Source organism: Arthrobacter sp. AL12, from assembly GCF_029960645.1.
Classification (GTDB): domain Bacteria; phylum Actinomycetota; class Actinomycetes; order Actinomycetales; family Micrococcaceae; genus Arthrobacter.
In genome coordinates, this window is record NZ_JASBQY010000007.1 from 1 (window position 1) to 24,377 (window position 24,377).

18 protein-coding genes are annotated in these 24,377 nt (G+C 67.9%); 6 read left to right on the plus strand and 12 right to left on the minus strand.

Annotated elements, in window-relative coordinates; translation table 11 throughout:
- Positions 1 to 247: hypothetical protein (locus QK291_RS09685; RefSeq protein WP_282381228.1), on the plus strand; the 247-nt coding region annotated here is incomplete at its 5' end.
- A gap of 276 nt (positions 248 to 523) precedes the next feature.
- Here QK291_RS09685 and QK291_RS09690 read toward each other — a convergent pair.
- Positions 524 to 994: a DUF4383 domain-containing protein gene (locus QK291_RS09690; RefSeq protein WP_282381230.1), complete on the minus strand. Its 471-nt coding sequence runs from the start codon at positions 992 to 994 to the stop codon at positions 524 to 526.
- Between the two features lie 185 nt (positions 995 to 1,179).
- Between QK291_RS09690 and QK291_RS09695 the strand changes: the two genes are divergently transcribed.
- Positions 1,180 to 2,496, plus strand: coding sequence for a DUF6350 family protein (locus QK291_RS09695; RefSeq protein ID WP_282381479.1), 1,317 nt, complete (start codon positions 1,180 to 1,182; stop codon positions 2,494 to 2,496).
- Between the two features lie 73 nt (positions 2,497 to 2,569).
- On the opposite strand, the gene QK291_RS09700 is transcribed toward QK291_RS09695, so the two are convergent.
- A complete protein-coding gene (locus QK291_RS09700; RefSeq protein ID WP_282381231.1) occupies positions 2,570 to 3,010 on the minus strand; it encodes a hypothetical protein in 441 nt (146 codons plus the stop codon).
- Between the two features lie 39 nt (positions 3,011 to 3,049).
- On the opposite strand from QK291_RS09700, the gene purN reads away from it, so the two are divergent.
- Positions 3,050 to 3,631, plus strand: a complete 582-nt coding sequence (gene purN / locus QK291_RS09705; RefSeq protein WP_282381233.1) for a phosphoribosylglycinamide formyltransferase — start codon at positions 3,050 to 3,052, stop codon at positions 3,629 to 3,631.
- 118 nt (positions 3,632 to 3,749) lie between these two features.
- Here the strand turns inward: purN and QK291_RS09710 are convergent, their stop codons facing one another.
- The gene (locus QK291_RS09710; RefSeq protein WP_282381234.1) at positions 3,750 to 5,102 is read right to left on the minus strand and encodes an MFS transporter; all 1,353 of its coding nucleotides are present in this window, start codon (positions 5,100 to 5,102) and stop codon (positions 3,750 to 3,752) included.
- A 153-nt stretch (positions 5,103 to 5,255) separates the two neighbouring features.
- On the opposite strand from QK291_RS09710, the gene purH reads away from it, so the two are divergent.
- Positions 5,256 to 6,941 carry a bifunctional phosphoribosylaminoimidazolecarboxamide formyltransferase/IMP cyclohydrolase gene (gene purH / locus QK291_RS09715; RefSeq protein ID WP_282381235.1) on the plus strand — a complete coding sequence of 562 codons (1,686 nt, stop codon included), beginning with the start codon at positions 5,256 to 5,258 and terminating at the stop codon, positions 6,939 to 6,941.
- Between the two features lie 438 nt (positions 6,942 to 7,379).
- Here purH and QK291_RS09720 read toward each other — a convergent pair whose 3' ends face one another.
- Positions 7,380 to 8,381: a hypothetical protein gene (locus QK291_RS09720; RefSeq protein ID WP_282381236.1), complete on the minus strand. Its 1,002-nt coding sequence runs from the start codon at positions 8,379 to 8,381 to the stop codon at positions 7,380 to 7,382.
- A gap of 249 nt (positions 8,382 to 8,630) precedes the next feature.
- Here QK291_RS09720 and QK291_RS09725 point away from each other — a divergent pair, with 249 nt between their 5' ends.
- Positions 8,631 to 10,850 (plus strand): NADP-dependent isocitrate dehydrogenase, encoded by a 2,220-nt coding sequence (locus QK291_RS09725; RefSeq protein WP_282381238.1) that lies wholly within the window; start codon positions 8,631 to 8,633, stop codon positions 10,848 to 10,850.
- A gap of 128 nt (positions 10,851 to 10,978) precedes the next feature.
- Here QK291_RS09725 and QK291_RS09730 read toward each other — a convergent pair whose 3' ends face one another.
- From QK291_RS09730 to QK291_RS09760, 7 genes are all read right to left on the minus strand, one after another.
- Entirely contained in the window at positions 10,979 to 11,506 is a 528-nt protein-coding gene (locus QK291_RS09730) for a mucin-associated surface protein (RefSeq protein ID WP_282381240.1), read from the minus strand.
- Entirely contained in the window at positions 11,503 to 12,789 is a 1,287-nt protein-coding gene (locus QK291_RS09735) for a serine/threonine-protein kinase (protein ID WP_282381242.1), read from the minus strand. The genes QK291_RS09730 and QK291_RS09735 overlap by 4 nt, the downstream gene beginning before the upstream one ends.
- A 2,006-nt stretch (positions 12,790 to 14,795) precedes the next feature.
- Positions 14,796 to 15,866 (minus strand): Gfo/Idh/MocA family oxidoreductase, encoded by a 1,071-nt coding sequence (locus QK291_RS09740; protein WP_282381244.1) that lies wholly within the window; start codon positions 15,864 to 15,866, stop codon positions 14,796 to 14,798.
- A 171-nt stretch (positions 15,867 to 16,037) separates the two neighbouring features.
- Positions 16,038 to 17,138 carry a sugar-binding protein gene (locus QK291_RS09745; protein WP_282381245.1) on the minus strand — a complete coding sequence of 367 codons (1,101 nt, stop codon included), beginning with the start codon at positions 17,136 to 17,138 and terminating at the stop codon, positions 16,038 to 16,040.
- 77 nt (positions 17,139 to 17,215) lie between these two features.
- A complete protein-coding gene (gene mmsB, locus QK291_RS09750; RefSeq protein ID WP_282381246.1) occupies positions 17,216 to 18,484 on the minus strand; it encodes a multiple monosaccharide ABC transporter permease in 1,269 nt (422 codons plus the stop codon).
- A gap of 66 nt (positions 18,485 to 18,550) precedes the next feature.
- Positions 18,551 to 20,107: a multiple monosaccharide ABC transporter ATP-binding protein gene (gene mmsA, locus QK291_RS09755; protein WP_282381247.1), complete on the minus strand. Its 1,557-nt coding sequence runs from the start codon at positions 20,105 to 20,107 to the stop codon at positions 18,551 to 18,553.
- Between the two features lie 130 nt (positions 20,108 to 20,237).
- Positions 20,238 to 21,428: an ROK family transcriptional regulator gene (locus tag QK291_RS09760; RefSeq protein ID WP_282381249.1), complete on the minus strand. Its 1,191-nt coding sequence runs from the start codon at positions 21,426 to 21,428 to the stop codon at positions 20,238 to 20,240.
- Positions 21,429 to 21,704: 276 nt separating this feature from the next.
- On the opposite strand from QK291_RS09760, the gene QK291_RS09765 reads away from it, so the two are divergent.
- The gene (locus QK291_RS09765) at positions 21,705 to 22,496 is read left to right on the plus strand and encodes a nitrilase-related carbon-nitrogen hydrolase (protein ID WP_282381481.1); all 792 of its coding nucleotides are present in this window, start codon (positions 21,705 to 21,707) and stop codon (positions 22,494 to 22,496) included.
- Here the strand turns inward: QK291_RS09765 and QK291_RS09770 are convergent.
- Positions 22,475 to 24,289 carry a PucR family transcriptional regulator gene (locus tag QK291_RS09770; protein WP_282381251.1) on the minus strand — a complete coding sequence of 605 codons (1,815 nt, stop codon included), beginning with the start codon at positions 24,287 to 24,289 and terminating at the stop codon, positions 22,475 to 22,477. The two genes, QK291_RS09765 and QK291_RS09770, sit on opposite strands and share 22 nt — an antisense overlap.
- Positions 24,290 to 24,377 lie beyond the last annotated feature (88 nt).

The window sequence follows — 24,377 nt, forward strand, 5'->3', positions numbered from 1 at the left end:
CCTTTCCCTGATTAACACGCCATCCCGACGGACCCGCCATGAAAACCTGGGGCTAGAGGTGTTGGACATGACCGGGTCCATTGTGGTGCTGCTGGTAATCCTGGCTGCGGTTGCCCTGTTGGCCATCGTGGGCACGGTGGTGCTGGTGGTTCGCGACGGCCGCGGGCTCATTCCACCGGAAAAATCGGACCGCCCCTGGACGGCGGGGAACCTGCCGAGCCTGCCGTACTCCCAGATCCGCTTCTAGTCGCCGACCTCTGGTGGGCGCCGGCTCAACTATCGGCCGTCGCCGTCGCCGTCGCCCAGGCCGTCGCGGTCGCCCAGGCCGGCGGGCTGCGGTCCGCTCAGCGCGGGTGATCTCGGCCGCGCGCCCCTGCCCCATCAGCCCCTGCCATCCCCGCACACAAAGAAAGCTGGTGCAGTCGCTGCGTTTCCGCGAGGCGACTGCACCAGCAGGTAGTACGAATTTTCAGATTGCTATGAAACGTTACTCATTCGCGGCTCCCTTTGTCCCGATTGTTGCTTACCGGGTATTTGTGTCGTCGGCCAGATGCCTCGACATCAGCCAGCCGGCGCATAACATCGCTACGCCCAAGATCAAGAAACCCCACGCACCCATGACGTTCATCGACAGGAAGTTGGCCATCGACCCCACACCGACGATGAGCGAATAGACGCTAAGGACGATATACAGCAGGCCGAAGCCCATGAGGAAGTTCCGGGCGCCCATGGGGTTGTTCCGGGACATGACCAGACCGAGGGTGCCGATTAGGGCCTGAACGACGTTCAGCAGTATCGATACCTGGAAAATGCCCAGGAACAGGGCCGTGGAATTCGGTCCAACGATCGCCAATGAGTTGTACTGCGTGGTGATGCCGGGGATGAATCCGAGGATGCCCACGACTATAAGGACGATACCTACACCCATGCCGACGTTCTGGACATCTGTCCGTCCGAAGTGAACGCCGTGTGCATGTGGAGATGCGGTAGTCATTTTCTGCCTCCAACCAGTGATTGCGGACATTCCAATTTTACGGCGGAGTAGTGAAAAAAGCGCCTGCAGGGCGGGTAGTTGAATTCAGCCCTGAACGCCGGGAAGCAGAGAAAATCCTCGCCAAATCGGCCGGTTGAGCCTGTCGGAACAGGCAGGAACCCCCGCACATGGCACCATGGAACACGATGAAACTGCGCGCTGATCAGACCGGGGAACGTGGACTTCCGATGCCCTTGTGGCTGCAGGGAGCCCTCGAGTCCGCGCAGGCAGCCATAATTTCCGCCCTGCTGGTGGCCGCGCCGATTCTGGCCGTGTGGGCCACCGCCGGTTTCCTGAACACCGAACCCGATGCCCTGGCCCGCCTCGCCGGCCAGGCCTGGCTGCTGATCCACGGCGTTCCGCTGCTGCTGGACACCGCCGGCGCGGGCCCCGCAACCGCGCATCAGACCGGCGTCCTCTCGCTCATCCCGCTCGGACTGACCCTGATCCCGTTCCTGCTCGCCTGGCGTGCCGGCCGGCGGCTGGCCCGGGCCTCGTACACGGACCAGCTCTGGCAGGCGCTGCTCGGCTCGTGGCTGATGTACGCCGCGTTCGGTCTGACCACCGGCTTTGTCTGCCGCACGGACGACGTCGGCGTGGGCCTCTGGTCCGCCGCCCTCATCCCGCTGATCCCGTTCGGGCTCGGCATGGTGATCGGTGCCCGCCGGGAGGCAGGCTCGTGGAGCCGGCTGATCGGCGTCGACGCCGTGGCCTGGCTTTCCCGCACCAGCCAGCATTCGCGCTGGGCCGGCTCCTACCTGGGGTCCGCGGTGAAGGCCGGCTTCGTGGCGCTGATGGCGAGCCTGGCGATGTCCTGCGTGCTGCTTGCCGCCACCTTCTTCACCCACTGGAATCTTGTGGTTGCGGTCTATGAAGCGCTCGACGCCGGCGCGACGGGAGGCGCCATGCTCACCATCGCGCAGTTCGGCTTCCTGCCCAATCTGGTTGTGTTCGCGCTCGCCTGGATCTGCGGTGCGGGCGTTGCCCTGGGCGTCGGCTCCCAGGCCGGGGCGCTGGGCACCGCCGTCGGGCCGATCCCGTCGATCCCGGTGTTCGCGGCCCTGCCGGCCGGGCCGCAGGAGTTCGCGGTGGCCGCGCTGGTGGTGCCGGTCCTCGCCGGAACCCTCGCCGGCTGGTGGTTCCTGCGCGAAGGGGAAAACCACTTCGATGAATGGCTCTCGATCAAGATCCGCGCCCGCTGGTTCACGGCCACGGTCTCCACCTTGGCTCTCGGTGTGATGGTCGGCAGCGTTGCCGGGCTGCTGGCGGCGGGCCTGGCCTGGCTGGCCCGCGGCTCCGCCGGGATCGGACGGCTCACCGAGATCGGACCCGACCCGCTCCGGACGGCACTGTTCGTGGCCGCGGAGGTGGCGGTCGGCGTCGTGATCGGTTACGCGGCGGGACCGTGGCTGGAACGCCGGCAGAAGCTGCAAGAAGCGGACCTGGAGACGGCGTCCCTGTAACGCGCCACCGCGTTTAGCGGACCTGGATCGGGTGGTGGCGTTTGGCGGAACGGGCTCCTCAGCGAACCTGCGCTCAGCGGAACCGCGGCAGCGACTTTTCCAGCTGGGTCTGGCACCTGGAGGCGGCCTGCTGGGTGAGGGACTGGCGGCTGCACTGCTGGTAGTCGCGGACCTGGTTGAAGAACAGCGCCGAGCTCAGGAGCAGCAGCACCTGCACGGCCAGGACCACCAGCCCGGAGATCGTCCCGAACAGCACCAACTTGGATTCCTTGAATTTGGCGTACCGGACCAGCACCATGATGCCCAGCACGATGCCCGCCAGGGTCAGGAGCGCGCTGAGCCAGAGGTAACTGATGTCCAACTGGTAGACGAAGAACGATCCCAGCACCGCCACAATAAAGCTGCGGAAGAGGTTGTGGGTCTTGGCCTGCGAGGCCTTGGCCGCGTCGCTGAGCGGGTGCTGGCCTTGCGGCTGGCCGCGGTTGCTGCCGGCGGAGTCGTTCGGGGGATTCATGGTTTCCAGCCTACGCGAGCGGCCCCATAAGCTAGGACAATGCGCATCGTAGTCCTCGTCTCCGGCACCGGCTCCAACCTTCAGGCCGTCATCGACGCCGTGACAGAGGGCCGGCTCGACGTCGAGATCGCCGCTGTGGGTGCGGACCGGCCCGGCACCTACGGGGTGGAGCGCTCGGCCGCCGCCGGCATCCCGACCTTCGTGGTGGACTTCAAGGCCTACCCGGACCGGGCTGCCTGGAACGCCGCGCTCACCGAGGCGGTGGCCGCGTACGCGCCCGACGTCCTCGTGTCCTCAGGGTTCATGCGGATTGTCAGCGCGGACTTCATCGACGCGTTTGGCGGCAAATACCTCAACACCCACCCGGCCCTGCTGCCCTCGTTCCCGGGTGCGCACGGGGTCCGGGACGCGCTGGCCTACGGCGTGAAGGTCACCGGCTGCACGGTGCACTGGGCCGACGCCGGGGTGGACACGGGCCCGATCATCGCGCAGGAAGCCGTGGCGGTCGCGGACGGCGAATCCGAGGAGTCACTGCACGAACGGATCAAGGTGGTCGAGCGCCGGCTCCTGGTCTCGACCCTGGCGGCCCTCGCCGCCGACCCCCCCGCCTCCCCAAAGTAGGCCTAACGCGCCCTGACCCCCCGTTGCGCTATCACTTTTGGTGTTTCTGAGCTTCCAGAAGCACCAAAAGTGATAGCGCAACCGCCGGGGCGGGACGCAACCCGTGGGGAGCGGGGGCTTAGGCGAGGTGGCGCTGCTTGGTCTCGGGGGCGAAGAACGCCATCCACAGCACACTGAGCAGCACCAGCACCCCGGCGATGGCGAACGAGGTCGCGAGGCCCAGCTCCGGCCAGAGGAACGCGGCGAAGACCAGCGGGCCGAAGCCGGCGCCGAGCCGGGAGAACGTCGAGGCCCAGCCGAAGCCCGAGCCGCGCAGCTCCGTCGGATACAGCTCCGAGACATAGGCGTACAGCACGGGGATGGCCACCTGCACCACAAAGCCGAACACCAGAAGCCAGAACACGGCCGCCGTCGGGATGTCCACCACAATCGCCACGATCACCAGTGTCAGCGCGGACAGCGGACCGGTGATCGCCAGGATCCACTTCCGGCCCACACGCTCCACCAGCAGCGCGGCAACCACCACCCCCAGGAGTCCGACGGCGGCCATGGAGGCGGTGGTGAGGAAGGCCTTGTACTCCTCGAAGCCGGCGCCGATCAGGATCCGCGGCATCCAGGTCAGCGACAGGTAGTAGACCAGCAGGATGGAAAAGAACAGCGACCAGGCCGCCGTCGTGATTTTCCAGTCGTACTGCCAGAGCAGGCGCAGCTGGGTCCAGGCGCTGCCGGCGGAGAGCCGCGGCGCGTCCTGCGCCTCGGGCAGGCTGTAGACGCGGGGCTCGGCCCCGGTCGCTGCGACGAGGTCATCGATCACCTTGGCGGCCTCGTCGCGGCGGCCCTTGCGGATCAGGAACAGCGGGGATTCCGGGACGCTGCGGCGGACCCAGAACACCAGCAGCGCCGGCAGCACCATCACCAGCATGGTCAGCCGCCAGTCCCCGTAGAGGGCCACGAGCCCGGCGGACACGAACCCGCACAGGGCCGCGCCGATCGGCCACCAGCCGTCCATCGCGGTCAGGACCCTGCCGCGCTGCCTGCGGGGCGTGAACTCGCCCACCAGCGCGTAGTCCACCGGGATGCAGCCGCCCAGGCCGAAACCGGCCATAAAACGGAAGGCGACGAACCAGAGGAAATCAGGGGAGAAGGCGCCCAGCACGGTGAAGACCGAGAAGATCAGCAGCGTGGCGGTGAAGGCCTTTTTGCGCCCGATGGTGTCCGCGATGGTGCCCCAGATGAAGGCGCCCAGGGCCATGCCGATCAGGTTCGAGGCCCCGATCCAGGCGGCCTCGCCCGGGGTGAGGGACCAGTGCCTGGACAGCAGCGGAATCAGGATGCCGTTGAGCGTGACGTCCCAAGCATCGAACATAAAGCCCAGGCCGCCGATCAGGAAGATCCGGCCCTGCACCTTCCAACGCCACGGCAGTTCCTGGACCACCTGTTCGCCGCTGGGCACAGTGGTGTATGTATTCATCTCTCAGCCTCCAGGGAAAACTCTACGTGCCCTCGCACGCCGGTGCGGTCCGCTTCATACTCCGGGGCGCGGAAAGGCCCGGCGCGCTGACGCGATAAACTGGCCCCATCCCCACCACCCGCGGCCCCGCCGCGATATAAGACGGAGACTTTTGTGAGCTTCACGCAGCTTGACCGTGTATCCATCGACCGTGTTCCCATCCGCCGGGCCCTCATCTCGGTCTACGACAAGACCGGTCTGGAGGAACTCGCGCGGGGCCTGCACGACGCCGGCGTCAAGCTCGTCTCCACCGGCTCCACCGCCAAGAGGATCGCCGCCGCCGGCATCCCGGTGCAGGAAGTCGAAGAAGTCACCGGCTCCCCGGAAATGCTCGACGGCCGCGTCAAGACCCTGCACCCGCGCGTCCACGGCGGCATCCTCGCCGACCGCCGCGTCCCGGCCCACATGGACACGCTTGCGTCGATGGACATCGAACCGTTCGACCTGGTGGTGGTGAACCTGTACCCCTTCGTGGAGACCGTGAAGTCGGGCGCCGCGCAGGACGACGTCGTCGAGCAGATCGACATCGGCGGGCCCGCGATGGTGCGCTCCGCCGCGAAGAACCACGCCGCCGTCGCCATTGTGGTGGACCCGTCCACGTACCACGACGTCGTGGCCGCCGCCGCGTCCGGCGGATTTGACCTGAAGACCCGACGCCGGCTCGCCGCGAGGGCCTTCGCGCACACCGCCACCTACGACACCGCCGTGGCCAGCTGGACCGCGAGCCAGTTCCTCGACGAGGACGGCGACGGCGTCATCGACTGGCCCGCCTACGCCGGCCTGGCACTGGAGCGCTCCGAGGTCCTCCGCTACGGCGAAAACCCGCACCAGCAGGCCGCCCTCTACGTGGACCGGGCAGCCCCGGCCGGCATCGCCCAGGCCGACCAGCTGCACGGCAAGGCCATGAGCTACAACAACTTCGTCGACGCCGACGCGGCCCTGCGCGCCGCGTTCGACTTCGCCGAGCCCGCCGTTGCCATCATCAAGCACGCCAACCCCTGCGGTGTGGCCGTGGGGACCGCGTCCGCGGCGGATCCGATCGCGGACGCGCACGCCAAGGCGCACGCCTGCGACCCGGTCTCCGCGTTCGGCGGTGTGATCGCGGCCAACCGCACGGTCACCGCCGGCATGGCCAGGACCGTCGCGGGCATCTTCACGGAGGTCGTGATAGCCCCGGGCTTCGAGGACGAGGCCGTGGAGATCCTGTCCAAGAAGAAGAACATCCGCCTCCTGGCCCTGCCCGAGGGCTACGGCCGCTACCCGACCGAATTCCGCCAGGTCTCCGGCGGCATGCTGGTGCAGGCCACGGACAAGGTCGACGCCGAGGGGGACAACCCTGCCAACTGGACCCTCGCCGCCGGTGAGGCCGCCGACGCCGGCACCCTGGCCGATCTCGCGTTCGCCTGGACCGCCTGCCGCGCGGCCAAGTCCAACGCCATCCTGCTGGCCAACCACGGTGCCGCCGTGGGCATCGGGATGGGCCAGGTCAACCGGCTCGATTCCTGCCGGCTCGCCGTCGAGCGGGCCAACTCGCTGGGCGTGAGCGTGGAGTCCGAAGTCGACGGCGCCGGCGGTGCCTCGAACATCGACGCGTCCGGTGCCCCGGAGCGGGCCCGCGGCGCCGTGGCCGCGTCCGACGCGTTCTTCCCGTTCGCTGACGGCCTGCAGATCCTGCTCGACGCCGGCGTCCGCGCCGTCGTCCAGCCCGGCGGCTCGGTCCGCGACGAGGAAGTCATTGCCGCAGCCAACGCCGCGGGCATCACAATGTACTTCACCGGCGCCCGGCACTTCTTCCACTAGGGGGTCGCGCCAAGCCGGGCCGGCGCGGGGGTCCGTGCGCCCGGCTTCACCCACGAATGGACATGCCCTACCTTTCCCGGAGGGCATGTCCATTTTTCGTGGCCGCGGGCGGGCACATTGGGAGTATGTCCACGCACCGCACCGCGCGGAGGACATGTCCCGTGGTGCGGGCGAGGACCAGGCCAGGCAGGGAAATATGCGCCGAAGGACATGCTCATTCTTCGTGGCCGCGGGTGGGCACATTGAGATTATGTCCACACACCCCACCGCAGGGGGGACATGTCCCGTGGTGCCGGGGCCGGCCGGGGGGGACATGTCCACCCCGGCCGGCCCCGGCACCTGGGCACACGACAACGCGGGACCACCTGGACCCATCCCCACTGCAGGAGATGGGCCTCGAGTGACCCCGCGCTGGTATGGGTGTTGCCGGGCGCCGACCTAGGAAGCGGCCGCGGTGGTGTAAGCCTGCTGGATGACCGAGCCCCAGTACGGGCCATACATCTTGGTGGAGTTGCTGCCGTAGCCGTAGCTGTTGACCGAGTTCTGGTAGCCGGTGGAGCTGGAGCCGATGAACCACGGGCCACCCGAGGATCCGCCGGTCATGTTGCAGGGGATGCCCTGGGAGTTGAACTGCGGGTTGTTCGGGTCGTTCGCGGCGGTGCCGGTGCAGCTCTTCAAGGACTCACCGTTGAACGGTGCCGCCGCGGGGTAGCCGAAGGCCTTGTAGCTCAGGCCGCGGGCGGCGTTGAACTGCAGGCCCGAGGCGCCCACTACCTCCGCGAGCTTCTTGCCGTTGAGCGTGTTCATGACCGCGAAGCCGGTGTCGTACGTCATGTCGCCGCCGGAGCTCCACTGCGTGGGTGCGTGGAGGGACTTGGCGGTCCACATGCCATAAGGGGCGGCGCCGTTGAGATAGGCCGGTACAAAGGTGAACTTGGTGGCGAAGGCCCCGGGGCCCTCGTTGAGGCAGTGCCCGGCCGTGGAAACGGTGCTTTTGTTGGTGGAGGAGACCGAGTTGCCGGAGCAGACGTAGTTGGACCCGCCCAGGGTGAAGAAGACCTTGCCGATGTGTTTGACCGGGGTTTCGCTCGCGTTCGCCTTGGACTGGACCTCCTTGGCCTGGCGTGACGGGCTCTGGGACTGGACGGTGCTGGGCGCTCCGGCCTCAGCCGGGCGGTGCGAGGTGGCCTTGGAGTTGGCGCTCTTCTGCATGGCCTTTTCAGCCAGCACGTCGCCGGGGATGGCGCTGCGCATCCGTTCTTCCGTCCAGTACTCCGCTCCGCCGGTCTCGACGACGGTGTGGCTGCTGACTGCGGACGTTTCCGCCGGCGCGTTGCCGGGTGCCGGGGCGGCGCTCGCTGCGCCCCCGGCGCCCAGGGCCAGCAGCGCCGCTGCCGAGAGGCTGAGGAGGCTGGTGGCCAGAGTCTTGGGTGTTCTCATGGTTGTCCTAACCGGTGGAATGCGGTGCGGCCTCCGGTAGCGGCCGCTGTGATGGGAACGAAACTACGGGACTTTGACCGATCTGTAAAGCATGTTGTCAATTCTTGTCACAGCTTGCTGCCCTCGTCACGGAATCAAATGCGCACGACGCCGGTAGGCGGCAACCCTACTCCCTCGGGTAAGTTAGGGGTGTTGAATTGGCACAAAAATTTCCGGAAATACCCAGACCTTCAGGGAGACGCCCGAGCAATGGCAAAGATTATCTATACCCACACCGACGAAGCGCCGATGCTGGCCACCTATTCGTTCTTGCCGATTGTTGAAGCCTTCGCTTCGACGGCCGGTGTGGAAGTGGAGACCCGCGACATCTCGCTGGCCGGCCGTATCATCGGCGCCTTCGGCGACTACCTCGCCGAGGAACAGCGCGCCAGTGACGCCCTGGCCGAACTCGGCGGCCTCGTCAAGAAGCCCGAAGCCAACATCATCAAGCTGCCCAACATCAGCGCCTCGACGCCGCAGCTGAAGGCCGCCATCGCGGAGCTCCAGGGCCAGGGCTACGCCCTCCCGGACTACCCGGACAACCCCTCCTCGGACGAAGAGACGGACATCCGCTCCCGCTACGACAAGATTAAGGGCTCCGCGGTCAACCCCGTGCTGCGTGAAGGCAACTCCGACCGCCGCGCACCGCTCTCGGTCAAGGCCTACGCCCGCCAGAACCCGCACAGCATGGGGGCCTGGACCGCCGAGTCCAAGACGAACGTCGCCACGATGGACGCCGATGACTTCCGCTCCAACGAGAAGTCCGTGGTCATCAAGGCTGACGGAAACGTCAAGATCCAGCTGGTCAAGGAAGGCGGCACGGTCAAGGTCCTCAAGCGGGCCTTCCCCGTCCTCGCCGGCGAGATCATCGACGGCACCGTGATGCGCGCCGCCGCCCTGGACACCTTCCTCGCGGCCCAGGTTTCCCGCGCCAAGGAAGAGGGCGTGCTGTTCTCCGCCCACCTGAAGGCGACCATGATGAAGGTCTCCGACCCGATCATCTTCGGACACGTCGTCAAGGCGTACTTCGCCGAGCTCTTCGACACCTACGGCGCCCAGATCGCCGCCGCCGGCCTGAGCGCGAACAACGGACTGGCCTCCATCCTCAACGGCCTCGAGGACCTCCCCGAGGAGATCCGCGGCGACGTCGAGGCAGCCATCAAGAAGGGGATCAACGACGGCCCCGAGCTGGCCATGGTCGATTCCGACAAGGGCATCACCAACCTGCACGTCCCGTCCGACGTAATTGTGGACGCCTCCATGCCGGCCATGATCCGCAGCTCCGGCCACATGTGGGGACGCAACGGCCAGGAAGCAGACACGCTCGCCGTCCTCCCGGACAGCAGCTACGCCAGCGTCTACCAGGTCGTCATCGACGACTGCCGCGCCCACGGCGCCTTCGACCCGACCACCATGGGCACCGTCCCGAACGTCGGCCTGATGGCGCAGGCGGCCGAGGAATACGGCAGCCACGACAAGACCTTTGAGATCCAGTCCGCCGGCACCGTCCAGCTGGTCGACGACGCCGGCACCGTGCTGATCGAGCACCGGGTCTCGCCGGGCGACATCTGGCGCGCCTGCCAGACCAAGGATGTCCCGGTCCGCGACTGGGTAAAGCTGGCCGTCACCCGCGCCCGCGCCTCCGCCGTGCCGGCCATCTTCTGGCTGGACAAGGGCCGCGCCCACGACGCCCAGATGATCGCCAAGGTTGAGGAGTACCTCAAGGAGCACGACACCGAGGGCCTGCAGATCGGCATCATGTCCCCGGAGGAGGCCACCGCCTTCACCCTGGAGCGCATCCGCAAGGGCGAGGACACCATCTCGGTGACCGGCAATGTGCTGCGCGACTATCTCACCGACCTTTTCCCGATCCTGGAACTGGGCACCAGCGCCAAGATGCTCTCGGTGGTTCCGCTGATCAACGGCGGCGGCCTCTTCGAAACCGGCGCCGGCGGCTCCGCCCCGAAGCACGTCCAGCAGCTGCTCAAGGAAAACCACCTGCGCTGGGACAGCCTGGGTGAGTTCCTGGCCCTCGCCGTCAGCTTCGAGCACCTGGCCACGTCCACGGGCAACGCCCGCGCCCAGATCCTTGCCGACACGCTGGACCGCGCCACCGGGACATTCCTGCTCGAGGACAAGTCCCCGAAGCGCAAAGCCGGCGAGCTCGACAACCGCGGCAGCCACTTTTACCTGGCCAAGTTCTGGGCCCAGGAACTGTCCCGCCAGACCGACGACGCCGAGCTGGCCGCTGCGTTCGCCGCTGTCTCCGGCGCGCTGGACTCCGCGGAGGAGACCGTCCTCGGCGAGCTCCTCGCCGTCCAGGGCTCCCCGGTGGACCTCGGCGGTTACTACCACCCGGATGAGGCCAAGGTCACCGCCGTCATGCGCCCCTCGGCGAAGTTCAGCGACGTGCTGTCCATGCTGGGCTAGGCCCAGAAGCCGGCTTCCTGCCGGCAGTGCTTCATCCCGAACGGCGCACCGGAGACCCCCGGTGCGCCGTTCGGCGTTTCTCGGGGGGCCGGCCAGCGGAGGACTGTTTGCGGGCCGGCGGCGCGGCCCTAGTCGCCCTTGCCCTTGCCCTTGCCCTTGCCCTTGTCGTCCGGTGGCGCGGGCGCAACGGCGGGCGGGGGAGCCGCCGCTGCTGCTGCCGCTGCCGCCGCGGCGGCGTCGGCCTGGGCGGCGGCCGCGGCCTGCGATGCCGCTTCCTGTTCGGCGGCAATCCGGGCCGCGTCGGCCTGACGGGCGTTGAGGTCCACCCGGACGGCATCGACGGACTTCCGGATGCTCTGGTGCCGTACAAAGGAAACCTCGCCACGGCCGGCCGCTTCGTCCAGCTTCAGTACGAGCTCGTCGAGGTGTTTCAGCGACGCGGCGGGGTCATCCGCGGCGGCGGCCTCTGTCACGGCAAGGACCTGGGATTGAAGTTCCTGGGCGGCAGCGCCGTCCAGCTCCGGCGTCGCGGCGCAGCCGGCCAGGGCGCCGGTGAGCAGCGCCGTGCCGAGGAGCCAACCCGCGAGGAACGGACGGGTGCGGCGCGGACGGAATGGGGACCGGGCACTCAGGGCCGGCCGGGCAATCAAGTTCATGGCTCCACACTCTTCTGCAGCTCTTGCAGGTGCTGCCCCAGGTCCCCGGTCACGGCCGGATAGGGGACGACGGCGGGTGGAACAGGCGCTGCCAGGGCGACGGCAGCCGTGATGGCACCTGTCACGAGCGCCAGGAGCGCGAGGGACAGCAGGATCTGGGTGCGGCGGCCGGCCAGCCGGAGGCGCGAGGCGGTCCGGGACAGCCAGGAACCGCGGTCTGCCCGCGGTGTGGTAACCGCGTCCGGGTCCAGCCGGTACCCGGCCCGGGCGCCGGTGCTGGCGCTGCCGCCGGTCGCCGCAGCCGGGTCACCAATGGGCATGGCGAGCGTCCCCGGGTTGGCGCCTGGTCCGGGCGGGGACAGCAGCGGGGGGCGGGGCGGCGGGGCCGGCAGCACGCGGGTGCGTTCTTCGGCGAGGAGCCCGGGGAGGGACTCGGGCGAGACCAGGGCATGTCGCAGCGCCATTTCGAGGTCCGCTGCGGGCGGACGTTCCAGGGGATCCAGTGCAGTCATGGCCCGGATCAGTTTGGCCCATTCGGCGGGTACGGAATCGGGGACGGCCGGGGCCCGGTGCAGTCTCGCGACAGCCGATTCCACGGCACTGCCGGGGAATTCGAGCTCGCCCTTGATGCATTCAAGCAGGACCAGCCCCAGGGAGTAAATGTCACTTGCCGGACCAAGCTCCGCGCCGCGGGACTGTTCCGGACTCAAGTACGCGGCGGTCCCCACCATGGTGCCGGTGGCGGTCAGCCGGGTCCCGTCCACCAGGCGGGCTATCCCGAAGTCGGTGAGCTTCGGCCGGAGGGGCTCTCCGGGGCGGACCGGAACGAGCAGGATGTTTGCCGGCTTGATGTCCCGGTGGACGATGCCGAGCGAATGCACGTAGGCCAGGGCGTCCGACACGCCGGCTCCGATGACCGCGATATCGGCCAGCGGCAACGGGCTGTGCCGGATCCGGGCCCGGAGGTCCTGCCCGTCCACCAGTTCCATGGTCAGGAACGGCCGGGGTTCATCCGGGATGCGGGTGTCCGTGCCGGCGTCGAAGAGTGTCACCAGGCTCGGATGGTTCAGGGTCGCCAGGAGCAAAATTTCGGCTTCCTGACGCCTGAGTTCGTCAGGATCGGCGGATTGCGGGGCAAAGAGCTTGAGGGCCACGTCGCGGCCGAGGTTCACGTCCCTGGCACTGTAGACGGATGCCATTCCGCCCCGGCCGATCACTTCCCCGAGCTGGTAGCGGCCGCTCAAGAGCCCTGCCGTGGTGCTTTTGGGCGAAGTACTCTCCACGCTGTCCCCGTTCCTTCCCCCTGTGCGCCACTGCGGCGCCCCTGAAGAATGATACCGGGATGGGTATCGGCTCCTCGCACTGCGGCCGTGGACCGACGGCCGCAGTGCGGTGGACTGGCGCATCCTGCGAGGCCGTTGAGTCCCCCAGCGGACCCAACGACGGATGCCTTTTCGCATCCTGCGAGGCCGTTGAGTCCCCCAGCGGACCCAACGACGGGATGCCTGCCGGAGCCTTCGACGCCGTTGGGTCCCCCAGCGGACCCAACGACCTCACTCCGGCCTCAACAGACCTCAGCGGAAGCGGGAGCGGCCCCTAGGGCGGGCGCTCCTGGTGGTGCGCCCGGCGTTCGGCAGGGCGGGCCTGGGCAGCGTGCAGCGCTGCGGGCGCTGAATACGTCCGTTCCTTAGAGGGGGAACCGAGAGGGCAAAGCGGGGCGCCGGAATACCGGCAGCGGACGGTGCCGTCCATTGGGGATCTCCTGAATGACTGTTGGCGGGCGCCCAAGGCAGCCCAATTGGCCGTGCTCTGAGGAGGGCAGAGACGGCTAACTAGTCAGGAGATGAACCGGGGTCAGCGGCGACGGCTGAGTGCACGTGCTGCAGCGGACCACGGATTGGGTCAGCGCCGGCTGTGGGAATGACCAGGTACGGGCTGGGAAGCCAAGCGGCCCCACCAGCGGGTCCACCACCTGCGGAGGCGGTATTTCCGGAGCCGGAGCCGGGCGCCGCGGGCAGGGCATCGGGAGCGGGCAAACCTGTCCCGTTAGGCCAGGGTGTAGGGCTGTCTTTGCCGGCAGGTGCTGGCGGCACAGTGCCTTCCGGGGTGGCGCCAGCCGGGGGAGCGCTACCCGTCTGCTGTCCGTCCGCTTTCGGCCGGACAGCGGTGTCCAGGGCAGGGAGGTACACAGGAGTTCCGAAGACCTCGATGGCGGGTGCGGGTGCGGGTTCCTGTAGTGCGGCCAGGCCATCCTCGGTGACGTTGCAGTCTGCCGGGACGTCGGATGCTGGGGCGGGGACCGGGTCAGATGGAACGGGAACCTGCGCCGGCGCCAGCGCGACCTGGAGAGTCAGGTCCGGAACCGTCGGTTCGGTCGGTGGAACCGCGTCCGTGATCGTGGGTCCTGTCGGCAGCGGGTCCGTTGTCGCCGGGTCGGCTGGTGCCGGAGCGGTAGGCGAGGGAGTGGGTGCCGTTGTCGTGGGCGACGGATCAGGGGTCGGCGGGGTTGGGGTTGTGACCACCGGAAGTGTTAGCTCGGGGCCGACGGGGGGCGCAGTTGGGTCCGGCGCGGGCGCCGGATACGTCACGGCCGGGTCCGGAGCCGGCGAAGGTGTCGGGCCGGAACCCGTCGGTGTGGGGGTCGGTGTGGGGTCGGTGACCGGCTCAGTCACCGGTTCGGGTGCCGGCGGGGTCGTCGGCGGAGCGGTAGGTTCAGGGGCGGGTGCCGGCGTCGTCGTCGGCGGAGCGGTGGGCTCGGGGACGGGTGTCGGCGGGGTCGTCGGCGGAGCGGTAGGTTCAGGGGCGGGTGCCGGAGCGGTTGAAGTGGGGAGGATCGACGCTGCCGGGTCAGTGGGGTCCGGCGCCGGCTCCCCGGTGAGTGCCGGGGCCGGAACAGTTGCCCACGGCGTTTCCCCGGATGTGAGGCCGGCTGCCACGGTGGCCTCGACAGTCGCTGAGGCTGAGGCTGGGGGCGCAGAAAGCGTCAGTGCGGGGACGGCTGCGGTGGGGGTGATTGCTCCGGCGACAGTGACGTCGGAGGTGGGGGTCGGGGCGGGAGTAGCGTCCGCGCTGGCAGCCGTCGCAGACACCGCGAGCCAGGCGAGTCCGGCGGCGCCGCCAAGGATGACCCGCCGGAGCGCACGGCGCGGGCGTAGCGGGACTGATGCTGGGTCCACGCGCACACCCCATTTCCCCGAAGCTCGACGGTTCCCTATAGGGTAAGTCCGCGCGCGGGGCGAGTCCAGAGCCCAAAGTAACCTTGGGCGGTTTTGCTGGCCGGAAAGGCCCGTCACCGCGCATCGTTCGGGTAGCTGATACCCAGTTGGGCGCGCACCCCGTCGAACAGCCGCATGGTGTTCAGGGAGTCCTCAAGCGGCATCACGGGGCTCTCGGTGAGCCGGTGCTGGATGCACCGGGTGACCTCGCGCAGCTCGTAGCAGTAGCCCCGGCCGACGACGTCGAAGGACTCCCTGCGGGTCTCATCGAAGCCGACCCGTACCTGCAGCTCCTTGGGATTGTTGATCGATCCGATGGCCTGCAGGAAGCCCTGGCTGCCGGCCACGGTCGCCGTGCGGGGGCCGTGTGCCAGCAGGGAGGAGGTCAGTTGCGCCTGGGCGCCGTGGTGGTAGCCGAGGGTCAGCGCGTTCTGGGCGTCCACGCCGTCGTCGTTCAGCCAGCCGGTGGCGCTGACGGTCTGCGGGAAGCCCAGGGTGCCCAGGGCCCAGAGCAGCGGGTACACCGTGATATCCAGCAGCGCGCCGCCGCCATCCTTCGGGGCCCACAGGCGCGAGGTAGGCGAATACGGCGCCGGGAAGCCCAGATCGGCTCCCACCCACTTGACCTCGCCGATCTCGCCGGAAGCGGCGATCTCGAAGGCCCGCTGCATGCTCGGCAGGAAGCGGCTCCACATCGCCTCCATCAGGAACAGACCCTTGGCCCGCGCCAGCGAGACCAGTTCGGCGGCCTCCCGCGCGTTGACGGTGAGCGACTTCTCGCACAGCACGTGCTTGCCGGCGTTCAAGGCCGCCAGCGCGATTTTGTGGTGGTGGGCGTGCGGCGTGGCGACGTACACGACGTCGACGTCGTCATTGGCGAGTAGCCGTTCATAGCCGGTCTGCCCGTTAAGGTCACCGTACTTCCGGGCGAAGCCGAAATCCGCGGCGAAGGCATCCGCTGCCGCCTGGGTGCGCGAACTGACCGCGTAGAGCTCGGCGTCGGGGAGGAGTTCCAGATCGCGGGTGACGGACGCCGCGATGCCTCCCGTGGCGATGACGCCCCAGCGCAGCCTGGCACCGGTCGCTGTGCGGGGATCGGGGTCCGGCTGGCTGAACAGCCAGGGTGTGGCGATGTGGGCGGTCATGCAGTCATCCTCTCACCCGGGCGGGGGAGGTCCCGCGTTGTGCACGCCGGTGCGGACCGCCATCCGGAGCTATGGATCCGCTGTGAAGGGCTGCGCGGGAAGGCCGGGCAGCACAAAGCCCCGGTCCGCCAGGAGGCGGATCCGGGGCTTCGTGGTGGTGCGGTGAACGAACTACTTGGTCAGCGGTCCGAGTACCGGATCATTGACGTAGGCAGTCTTGACGTTCGCCTGGGTCACGATGACCGGCTCCAGCAGGTACGCCGGAACAACCTTGACCGTGTTGTTGTAGGACTTGTCATCGTTGATCTCAGGCGTCTTGCCGGCCTGGAGGTCCTTGACCATGGTGATGGCATGCTCCACGAGCTTGCTGGTGTCCTTGTTGATGGTGGAGTACTGCTCCCCGGCCATGATGGACTTCACGGACTCAACTTCGGAGTCCTGGCCGGTGACGACCGGAATCGGCTTGCCGGCGGCCTTCACCGAGGTGATGATCGCGCGGGCCAGGGTGTCGTTCGGGGACAGCACACCGTCGAGGGGTGCAGTGCTGTACGTACCGGCGAGCAGGGTGTCCATGCGGCGCTGGGCGTTCTCTGCCTTCCAGCCCTGGGTGACGGCCTGCTCAAAGGTCGTCTGGCCGGACAGCACCTTGAGGGTGCCGTCGTCGATCTTCGGCTTCAGCACGCTCATGGCGCCGTCGAAGAAGACCTTCGCGTTGGCGTCATCCGGGGAACCGGCGAAGAGCTCGATGTTGTACGGGCCGGACGGCTTCTTGGCCTTCATGCCCTCCAGCAGCGCCTGGCCCTGGAGTTCACCGACCTTGAAGTTGTCGTAGGCGACGTAGTAGTCCACGTTGGCGGTGTTCAGGAGCAGCCGGTCATACGCGATGATCGTGGCGCCGGATTCCTTGGCCTGCTGCAGCTGGGTGCCCAGCTGCGCGCCGTCGATGGCACCGACGATGATGACCTTGGCGCCCTTGGTGATCATGGCGCTGATCTGGTTCTGCTGTTCGGATACGCCGCCGTTGGCGAACTGCACGTCCGGCTTGAAACCGGCGTTCTTGAGGCCGTCGTTGAACAGCGTCTCAGCGAGGACCCAGTTTTCGCTGGTCTTCTGGGGGAGCGCGACGCCGATCATGGAGTCTTTGGGGAACGCTTCGCCGCCGGTGGTGGAGCTTCCGGTGGTGCCGGTGTCGCTGCGGCCGCAGGCTGTCAGCGCCAGTGCCGCAATAGCAGCGATTGCTGCTGCCTTTCCTGCTTTACCAATCATTCGCATTGCTTGGTTCACTTTCTTTAGATGGTGTGCGGAGAATCGTGTTGGAACGGATCAGGGGTAACGGAGCAGGGGGCGAACTAGGCGCCCTCGCGGATGACCTCTTTGGTGGAGGTGGTTTCGTCGGCCTTCAGCTCGCTGCTGCGGCCGAAATTCTTGAACATCAGACCGATGATGGATTTCTTGCCCTGGGACTTGTTGTAGACGTCGAACGCGACGGCGATCAGGAGCACGAGGCCCTTGATGATCTGGGTCAGGTCGGCGCCGACGCCGAGGAGCTGCAGGCCGTTGTTCAGCACGGCCATGACCAGGCCACCGACAATCGAGCCGATCACGGTGCCGACGCCGCCGGTCACCGCGGCGCCGCCGATGAACACGGCGGCGATGGCATCCAGTTCCCAGCCGACGCCGTCGAACGGGCCCGAGGCGGTGGAACGGCCGACGAAGATCATGCCGGCGAGGCCGGCGAGGAGGGACATGTTCATCATGACCAGGAAGTTGACCTTCTTGGACTGGACGCCGGAGAGCTCGGCGGCGTGCCGGTTCCCGCCGACGGCGTAGATGTGGCGGCCGATGACGGTCTTGGAGGAGACGAAGCCGTAGATGATCACGAGGGCTGCCAGGATCAGGCCCGGAACCGGGAAGGACGTGCCCGGGCGGCCGGTGGCGAAGAGGTACGTCGCGTAGAGGATGGCGCCGCAGATCAGGACCAGTTTAGTGATGCTGACCCAGGCTTCGGGCACCTCGGCGCCGAGGGCCTTGGCGTTGCGGCGGGAGCGGATTTCGCTGAAGATCACGAAGCCGACGCCGAGCAGGCCCAGCAGCAGGGTGAGGTTGTTGTAGCCGATGTTCGGCCCGACCTCGGGCAGGTAGCCGGAGCCGATTTTCTGGAAGTCGGTGGGCACCGGGATGGTGTTGGACTTGCCGACGTACTGGTTGGCGCCGCGGAAGATGAGCATGCCGGAGAGCGTGACAATGAACGCCGGGATGCCGACGTAGGCTACCCAGAATCCCTGCCAGGCGCCGATCAGCACGCCCAGCCCCAGGCCCATCAGGATGCCCAGGTACCAGGGGATGCCCCAGTCACGGATGAAGAGGGCCACGCAGACGCCCACGAACGCCGCAACCGAGCCGACGGAGAGGTCGATGTGGCCGGCAATGATCACCAGGACCATGCCGATGGCGAGGATCAGGATGTAGGAGTTGCCGTTGAAGAGGTTGATGACGTTGCCCGGGGTGAGCGTGCGGCCATCGGTTGCAATCTGGAAGAAGATGATCAGGGCCACCAGGGCGAAGATCATGCCGAATTGGCGGGTGTTGCCGCCAAAGAGCTTCTTGAGCGCGTTCATTGTTTCAGTCCTTGTTTCCGGAGTGGACGGAGTGTTCTGAGTCTTCGTTGCAGGTGGCCACGGCGGTCAGGCGCTCTTGCGGGCCGAAGTCATGAGTTTCATGAGGGTTTCCTGGCTGGCTTCGTCCTTGTTGAGCACGCCGGTGATGGCGCCTTCAAAAATGGTGTAGATGCGGTCCGAGAGGCCCAGCAGCTCGGGCAGCTCCGAGGAGATCACGATGACGCCCTTTCCCTGGTTGGCCAGCTGCTGGATGATGCCGTAGATCTCGTACTTGGCGCCGACGTCGATCCCGCGGGTGGGCTCGTCCAGGATCAGCAGCTCCGGGTCGGTGAACATCCACTTCGCCAGCACCACCTTCTGCTGGTTGCCGCCGGAGAGCTTGGCCACGCCTTCCTCCACCGACGGCGCCTTGGTCCGCAACGATTTGCGGTACTGCTCGGCGACGGTGAAGACCTTGTTGGCGTCAATCACGTTGTGGTTGCTGACCTTTTTGAGGTTGGCCGAGACCGTGGTGGCCTTGATGTCATCGAGCAGGTTCAGCCCCAGGGACTTGCGGTCCTCGGTGACGTAGCCCAGTCCGGCGTCGATCGCCTGCTTGACGGACTTGAGTTCGACGTCCTTGCCGTCCATATGGATCTGGCCGGAGAGGAACCGGCCGTACGACCGGCCGAACACGGAGCGGGCCAGCTCGGTGCGCCCGGCGCCCATGAGCCCGGCGAAGCCGACGATCTCCCCGCGCCGGACGAAGAAGTTGGAGTTCTTGCAGACCATGCGGTCCTGGACCTGCGGGTGGCCTACGTTCCAGTTCTTGACCTCGAAGAAGACCTCGCCGATCTTCGGCTCGTGGTCCGGGAAGCGGGATTCCAGGGTCCGGCCCACCATGCCCTTGATGATGCGGTCCTCGTCGACGCCGTCGGCCTTGACGTCCAGCGTCTCGATCGATTTGCCGTCACGGATGATGGTGATGGAGTCCGCGATCTGCTCGATCTCGTTCAGCTTGTGGGAAATGATGATGGAGGTGATGCCGCGGCCCTTCAGGCCGAGCATGAGGTCCAGCAGGTGCTGGGAATCGGATTCGTTCAGGGCCGCCGTGGGCTCGTCGAGGATGAGCAGCTTCACCGACTTGTTAAGGGCCTTCGCGATTTCGACGAGCTGCTGCTTGCCGACGCCGATTTCCTTGATCGGGGTCTCCGGGTCCTCCCGCAGCCCCACCCGGGCCAGCAGCTCGGTGGACCGGGTCCGGGCCTCGGCCCAGTTGATCACGCCGCGCTTGGTGGGCTCGTTGCCCAGGAAGATGTTTTCCATGATGGACAGCTCGGGGATCAGCGCGAGTTCCTGGTGGATGATCACGATGCCGGCGTGCTCGCTGGCCCGGATGTCCTTGAACTGCTGGACTTCGGCCTGGTAGACGATGTCTCCGTCGTAGCTGCCGTAGGGGTAGACCCCCGAGAGCACCTTCATGAGGGTGGACTTTCCGGCGCCGTTCTCGCCGCAGATCGCGTGGATCTCACCGGCTTTAACCCGCAGGTTCACCTCGGACAATGCTTTAACGCCGGGGAACTCTTTGGTGATGGAGCGCATCTCGAGAATTATCGGATCGCTGTGCGTGTTGAGGGACGTCATCTGCCCTTACGCCTCCAATGCATGACTTCGTTGTCCGCCCCTGCAAACCGCAGGGTCGTCTGATGGAAAAGTAAACTGGATCACGGCCTTGTCGTCAAGTCTTTAACGCAACGGCACGATAACGAAAAGCTTAGCCGCGCCGGATACCGGCGTGCTGGAAGACCAGTGCGGTCGCCCCCAGGGCCTCGGCGCGGTTGCCCAGGGAGGACATCGTGAGCGTCGTCGTCTCGCCGATCACAGGCACGGCGTGCCGGACCAGGCCCCGCCGGATCGGGTCCAGCAGCAGCTCGCCCAGTCCCGCGAGCGGGCCGCCCACCACGATTACTTCGGGATTGATCAGGTTGGCCACATTGCCCAGGGCGCGGCCGACGGCGAGTCCGGCGTCGTCCACGACGCGCAGGGTCGCGGAGTCCCGGGCGAGGGCCTTGCGGACGATGTCCTCCGGGGTGAGCGGCGCATCCTCGCCGCGGCCCAGGAGTTCGATCATGGTGGTGGTGGAGGCGATGGTTTCCAGGCAGCCCCGGTTCCCGCAGCGGCAGACCAGCCCGTGCTCATGGATGGTCGCGTGGCCGATTTCGCCGGTGATCCCCACGTTGCCGTAGTAGGGCATCCCGTTGAGGATCAGCCCCGCGCCGATGCCGGATCCGATCTTGAGGAACATCAGGTTGCTGGTTCCGGTGTGCGGCCCCCAGGTCACCTCCGACAGGGCCCCGAGGTTGGCGTCGTTGTCGAGGAAAACCGGAAGAGCCAGCGCCTCCTCGAGGCGCCGGAGGATGTTGAGGCCCACCCATTCGGGCAGGATGGCGCCCTGCGCCACGGTCCCGGTGCGGCGGTCGATAGGGCCCGGGATGCCGACGCCTGCGCCCACGACCGCGCTGCGTTCGACTCCGCTGCCGGCCAGCAGCCGGCCCAGCAGGCCGACGGCGGCCGTGATGCCTTCCTCGGCGTGGTGGCCCAAGGGGAGCAGGACCGATTCCTCGGCGATCACGTGGTAGCTCAGGGAGGCGAGGACGACGCGCAGGTGCCGGCGGCCGAAATCGATGCCTACGGCGACGGCCCCGTTGCTGTTGAGCCGGACGTTCAGGGCCCGCCGGCCGGAGCTGGTGATCGGTTCGGTGGAGGCCAGCCCGGCGTCCTGCATGATCTTGACGATGTTCGAGACCGTGGCCGTGGAGAGGCCGGTCTGCCGTGCCAGTTCTGCCTGCGTGGAGGGCCCGGCCAGAAGGCATTCAATGATCCGCTGTTGGTTCAGATGCCGGAGTGCGGATTGCGATCCGGGGTTTTTGGTTCGGCTCCTCGTTGAGCGCGTTGGTGAGGGCATGCAATGAAGATTGCCCCATCCACGTCTTGTAGTCAAGAAGTTAACGCATGACAGCCCCGGACGGCGGCTGGGGGGCGGGCTGGGTGGCTTGGCGCGGTGTCCGCCAGGGCCCGGCGCCGTGTCCGACGGGGACCTTGCCGGGGCCGGTGGGGCGTTCTGTCCCGCTTCCCCGGCGGGCGGGCGGAAATGCACCGGGACGGCGGTGCCGCCGGATGGCTACGCTGGAGGAGCGAGAGTCCGCCGCCAAGGGCGGACCCTAAGGACGCTGAGGTGGTAATGGTGCTACTGGCCCTGATGCAGGCGAATGCCGCCGTGCTGGACGTTGATGCCAATTGCGCTGCGGTGGATGCCGCCGCCGGCAGGGCCGCCGCGGCAGGCGCCCGGCTGCTCCTCACCCCGGAACTCTTCCCGGTGGGGTACGCGCCCCTCCGGCTGCGGGCGGAGCTTGACCCGGCGGCACTGCCCGCCATTCGAACGGCCCTGGCGGAGGTGGCGCGCCGGAACGGCATTGCGCTGGTCTACAGCCTCCCAGCCGTCACCGCGACCGGCGAATGGCAGATCACGGCCACCCTCGTCGATCAGAACGGTGAGGAGCTCCTCAGCTACGCCAAGGTCCACCTCTTCGGACCGGAGGAGCGCCAGGCGTTTGTCCCGGCCTCCGCCAGTCCCGGCGTCGTGGACTTCCTTGGGGTCAGGACCTCACTGGTGATCTGCTACGACGTGGAATTCCCGGAGGCCGTCCGTGCCGCCGCGGTGCGCGGCGCCGAACTGCTGCTGGTGCCGACCGCCCTTTCCGATGGATTCGAGGCCGTGCCGCAGGTGCTGATCAGGGCGCGGGCCCTGGAGAACCATCTGACGGTGGCCTACGCCAACCACTCGGGAACGGAGGAGGGCTGCGACTTCCTGGGCGGCAGCGTCATCGCGGCCCCGGACGGCGGGCTCCTGGCGGCCGCCGGCACCGGGACCGAGCTGCTGTTCGCCGAGCTGCCGGAGCCGGGCGCGGCCGGGCCCGAGGTGGCGTACCTGGATGATCTCCGGCCCGGGGTCTACCGCTCCTGGGGCAGCTGACCGGCGCTGGACTCCGGGGCGGCCGGGGCCGCAGACATCCCGGGCAGCTCGTCCGTGTACTGCAGGGCGATCCAGAGCTCGGCCCGGGCCTGCGCCTGGTTGAGATCTAGCTCCAGCAGCTCCGCGAGCAATCCGATCTGCCGGCGGACGCTGTTGCGGTGCAGGCCGGTCGCTTTGGCCGTGGCATCCCAGCTGCCGTTTTCGCCGAGCCAGGCGCGGAGGATGCCGAGCAGGGCGTCCCTCCGCTCCGGCGCCAGCGCCAGCACGGGCGCCAGCAGCCGGGTGGCCAGCATGGCGCCAGCCTCTTTGCCGAGCAGCCCGGCCACGGACCAGGTCACGTCATCCACCCGCAGGCTGCGTCCGGTGGTCCCGACGCGGCCGCGAAGGGACCAGGCCCGCTCGTAGGCCTCCGCGAGACCGGAGAGTTCGGTGGCACTCCCAATCACGAGGCGCCAACCCTGCCGTTCCACGACGGCCAGCAGGGCGTCGTCGACCTTCAGCCGGGTGATGGCGGCAAAGCCGGAGTCGGTGATCTCCACCAGCTTGGTATCGAACATCCGGCGCCATTCCAGCAGCTCCCGCACGGGACTTGCGACGGAGCGGCCGGCGCGGGCCGGGGCGGCAGTGGTGCCTGCCGGGACTGCGGAGGCTGCTGAGCCTGCCGGGGCTGCCGGGGCTGTTGAGCCTGCCGGGGCTGCCGGGGCGTCCGGAGTCCCGGCCGCCTCCGGGCGGATGCCCAGGACCACGCGCAGCTGCCCGGACCTCGTGGAGGAGACGCTCTGCGCCAGCAGGTCCTTGAGCCCGTTCAGGTGCCGGGTGCCTCCGGAGACCAGGCTGTCCGGATGCAGCAGCAGCGCAGTGGCCAGCTGGCTGGGGGCCAGTGAGCCGCTGGTGCGCTGGCGCACCAGCAGTTCCAGCAGCCCGACGGCGGTGGAGACAACGCTGTTCTGGGCCGGGGTCAGCGGGGCGTCGGTGCCCAGGACCAGGGCGCCCAGGTTGGCGTCGCGGGTGCTGCGCAGGGGATACCCGAACACCAGCGCCGACCCTGCCGTGCCGAACGAGTCCAGCTCCACGCGCGGGCCGCTGCCGGAGAGCAGCCTCGCCAGCAGGGGCTGCAGCGTTGCCGCGTCCACGCCCGGCGTGGTGGTGGCTCCCGGTGCGCCGGCGGTGCCGCGGGCACGTACCCGCCCGTCGGCGCCCACCAGGACCGCCCAGACCGGCACCCGCTGCACGAGGGCGGCCAAGAGTTCGTGCTCCGGCCGCGCCGACAGCACGGCTCGCATGAGCTGCCGGTTCGTGTCCGCGAGCTGCCGGAACGTCGTGGCGTTGTCCGACTCCAGCAGCTGCGAGAATGCCAGGCCGACGGCGGCGAAGGGGACGGTCTTCGGGACGGCCACCAGGGTCAGGTTGTGCCGCCGGCAGGCCTGCACCACGGCGTCGGGCACCGCGTCGAAGTACGGTTCCAGGCCGAAGCCCAGGGCGGAGACGCGTGCTCCGACCAGCCGCTGCACATAGGCGTCCACGAGGTCCCCGGCGCCGCCCGCGCCCAGGAACGGGAGGCCGGCGGTGAGCAGGAACTCGCCGTCGAGCAGGTACGGGGTGGGGTCCTCCAGCTCGCTCGGCTCCACCCAGCGCAGCCGCTCCGCCCCGTGGCCGCCGTCGTGCAGCACCGACAGCTCCGGCGGCAGCTGGCGCAGGAACTGCGCCAGGGTGACGAAACCCAGCCGCTCGGCACCGTCAGCAGCGTTGCCGTGGACGTCCAGGGCCGAGTGCTTCGGTGCATTAAGTCTCATGTCTGAAGACTATAGGTCTTTTTGCACAACCGTGAGAGCTGGCTCACAAGCCTAGGCTGGACCGGGGAAAAGACCACTACTGAAGAAC

What these genes read in the sequence shown, in the direction of transcription:
- QK291_RS09690 (WP_282381230.1), bottom strand. Translation starts at nt 994, where the DNA reads ATGACTACCGCATCTCCACATGCACACGGCGTTCACTTCGGACGGACA.
- QK291_RS09725 (WP_282381238.1), top strand. Translation starts at nt 8,631, where the DNA reads ATGGCAAAGATTATCTATACCCACACCGACGAAGCGCCGATGCTGGCC.
- QK291_RS09710 (WP_282381234.1), bottom strand. Translation starts at nt 5,102, where the DNA reads ATGAATACATACACCACTGTGCCCAGCGGCGAACAGGTGGTCCAGGAA.
- mmsB (WP_282381246.1), bottom strand. Translation starts at nt 18,484, where the DNA reads ATGAACGCGCTCAAGAAGCTCTTTGGCGGCAACACCCGCCAATTCGGC.
- mmsA (WP_282381247.1), bottom strand. Translation starts at nt 20,107, where the DNA reads ATGACGTCCCTCAACACGCACAGCGATCCGATAATTCTCGAGATGCGC.
- QK291_RS09740 (WP_282381244.1), bottom strand. Translation starts at nt 15,866, where the DNA reads ATGACCGCCCACATCGCCACACCCTGGCTGTTCAGCCAGCCGGACCCC.
- QK291_RS09770 (WP_282381251.1), bottom strand. Translation starts at nt 24,289, where the DNA reads ATGAGACTTAATGCACCGAAGCACTCGGCCCTGGACGTCCACGGCAAC.
- purN (WP_282381233.1), top strand. Translation starts at nt 3,050, where the DNA reads ATGCGCATCGTAGTCCTCGTCTCCGGCACCGGCTCCAACCTTCAGGCC.
- QK291_RS09765 (WP_282381481.1), top strand. Translation starts at nt 21,705, where the DNA reads ATGGTGCTACTGGCCCTGATGCAGGCGAATGCCGCCGTGCTGGACGTT.
- QK291_RS09700 (WP_282381231.1), bottom strand. Translation starts at nt 3,010, where the DNA reads ATGAATCCCCCGAACGACTCCGCCGGCAGCAACCGCGGCCAGCCGCAA.
- QK291_RS09730 (WP_282381240.1), bottom strand. Translation starts at nt 11,506, where the DNA reads ATGAACTTGATTGCCCGGCCGGCCCTGAGTGCCCGGTCCCCATTCCGT.
- QK291_RS09720 (WP_282381236.1), bottom strand. Translation starts at nt 8,381, where the DNA reads ATGAGAACACCCAAGACTCTGGCCACCAGCCTCCTCAGCCTCTCGGCA.
- QK291_RS09695 (WP_282381479.1), top strand. Translation starts at nt 1,180, where the DNA reads ATGAAACTGCGCGCTGATCAGACCGGGGAACGTGGACTTCCGATGCCC.
- QK291_RS09760 (WP_282381249.1), bottom strand. Translation starts at nt 21,428, where the DNA reads ATGCCCTCACCAACGCGCTCAACGAGGAGCCGAACCAAAAACCCCGGA.
- QK291_RS09745 (WP_282381245.1), bottom strand. Translation starts at nt 17,138, where the DNA reads ATGCGAATGATTGGTAAAGCAGGAAAGGCAGCAGCAATCGCTGCTATT.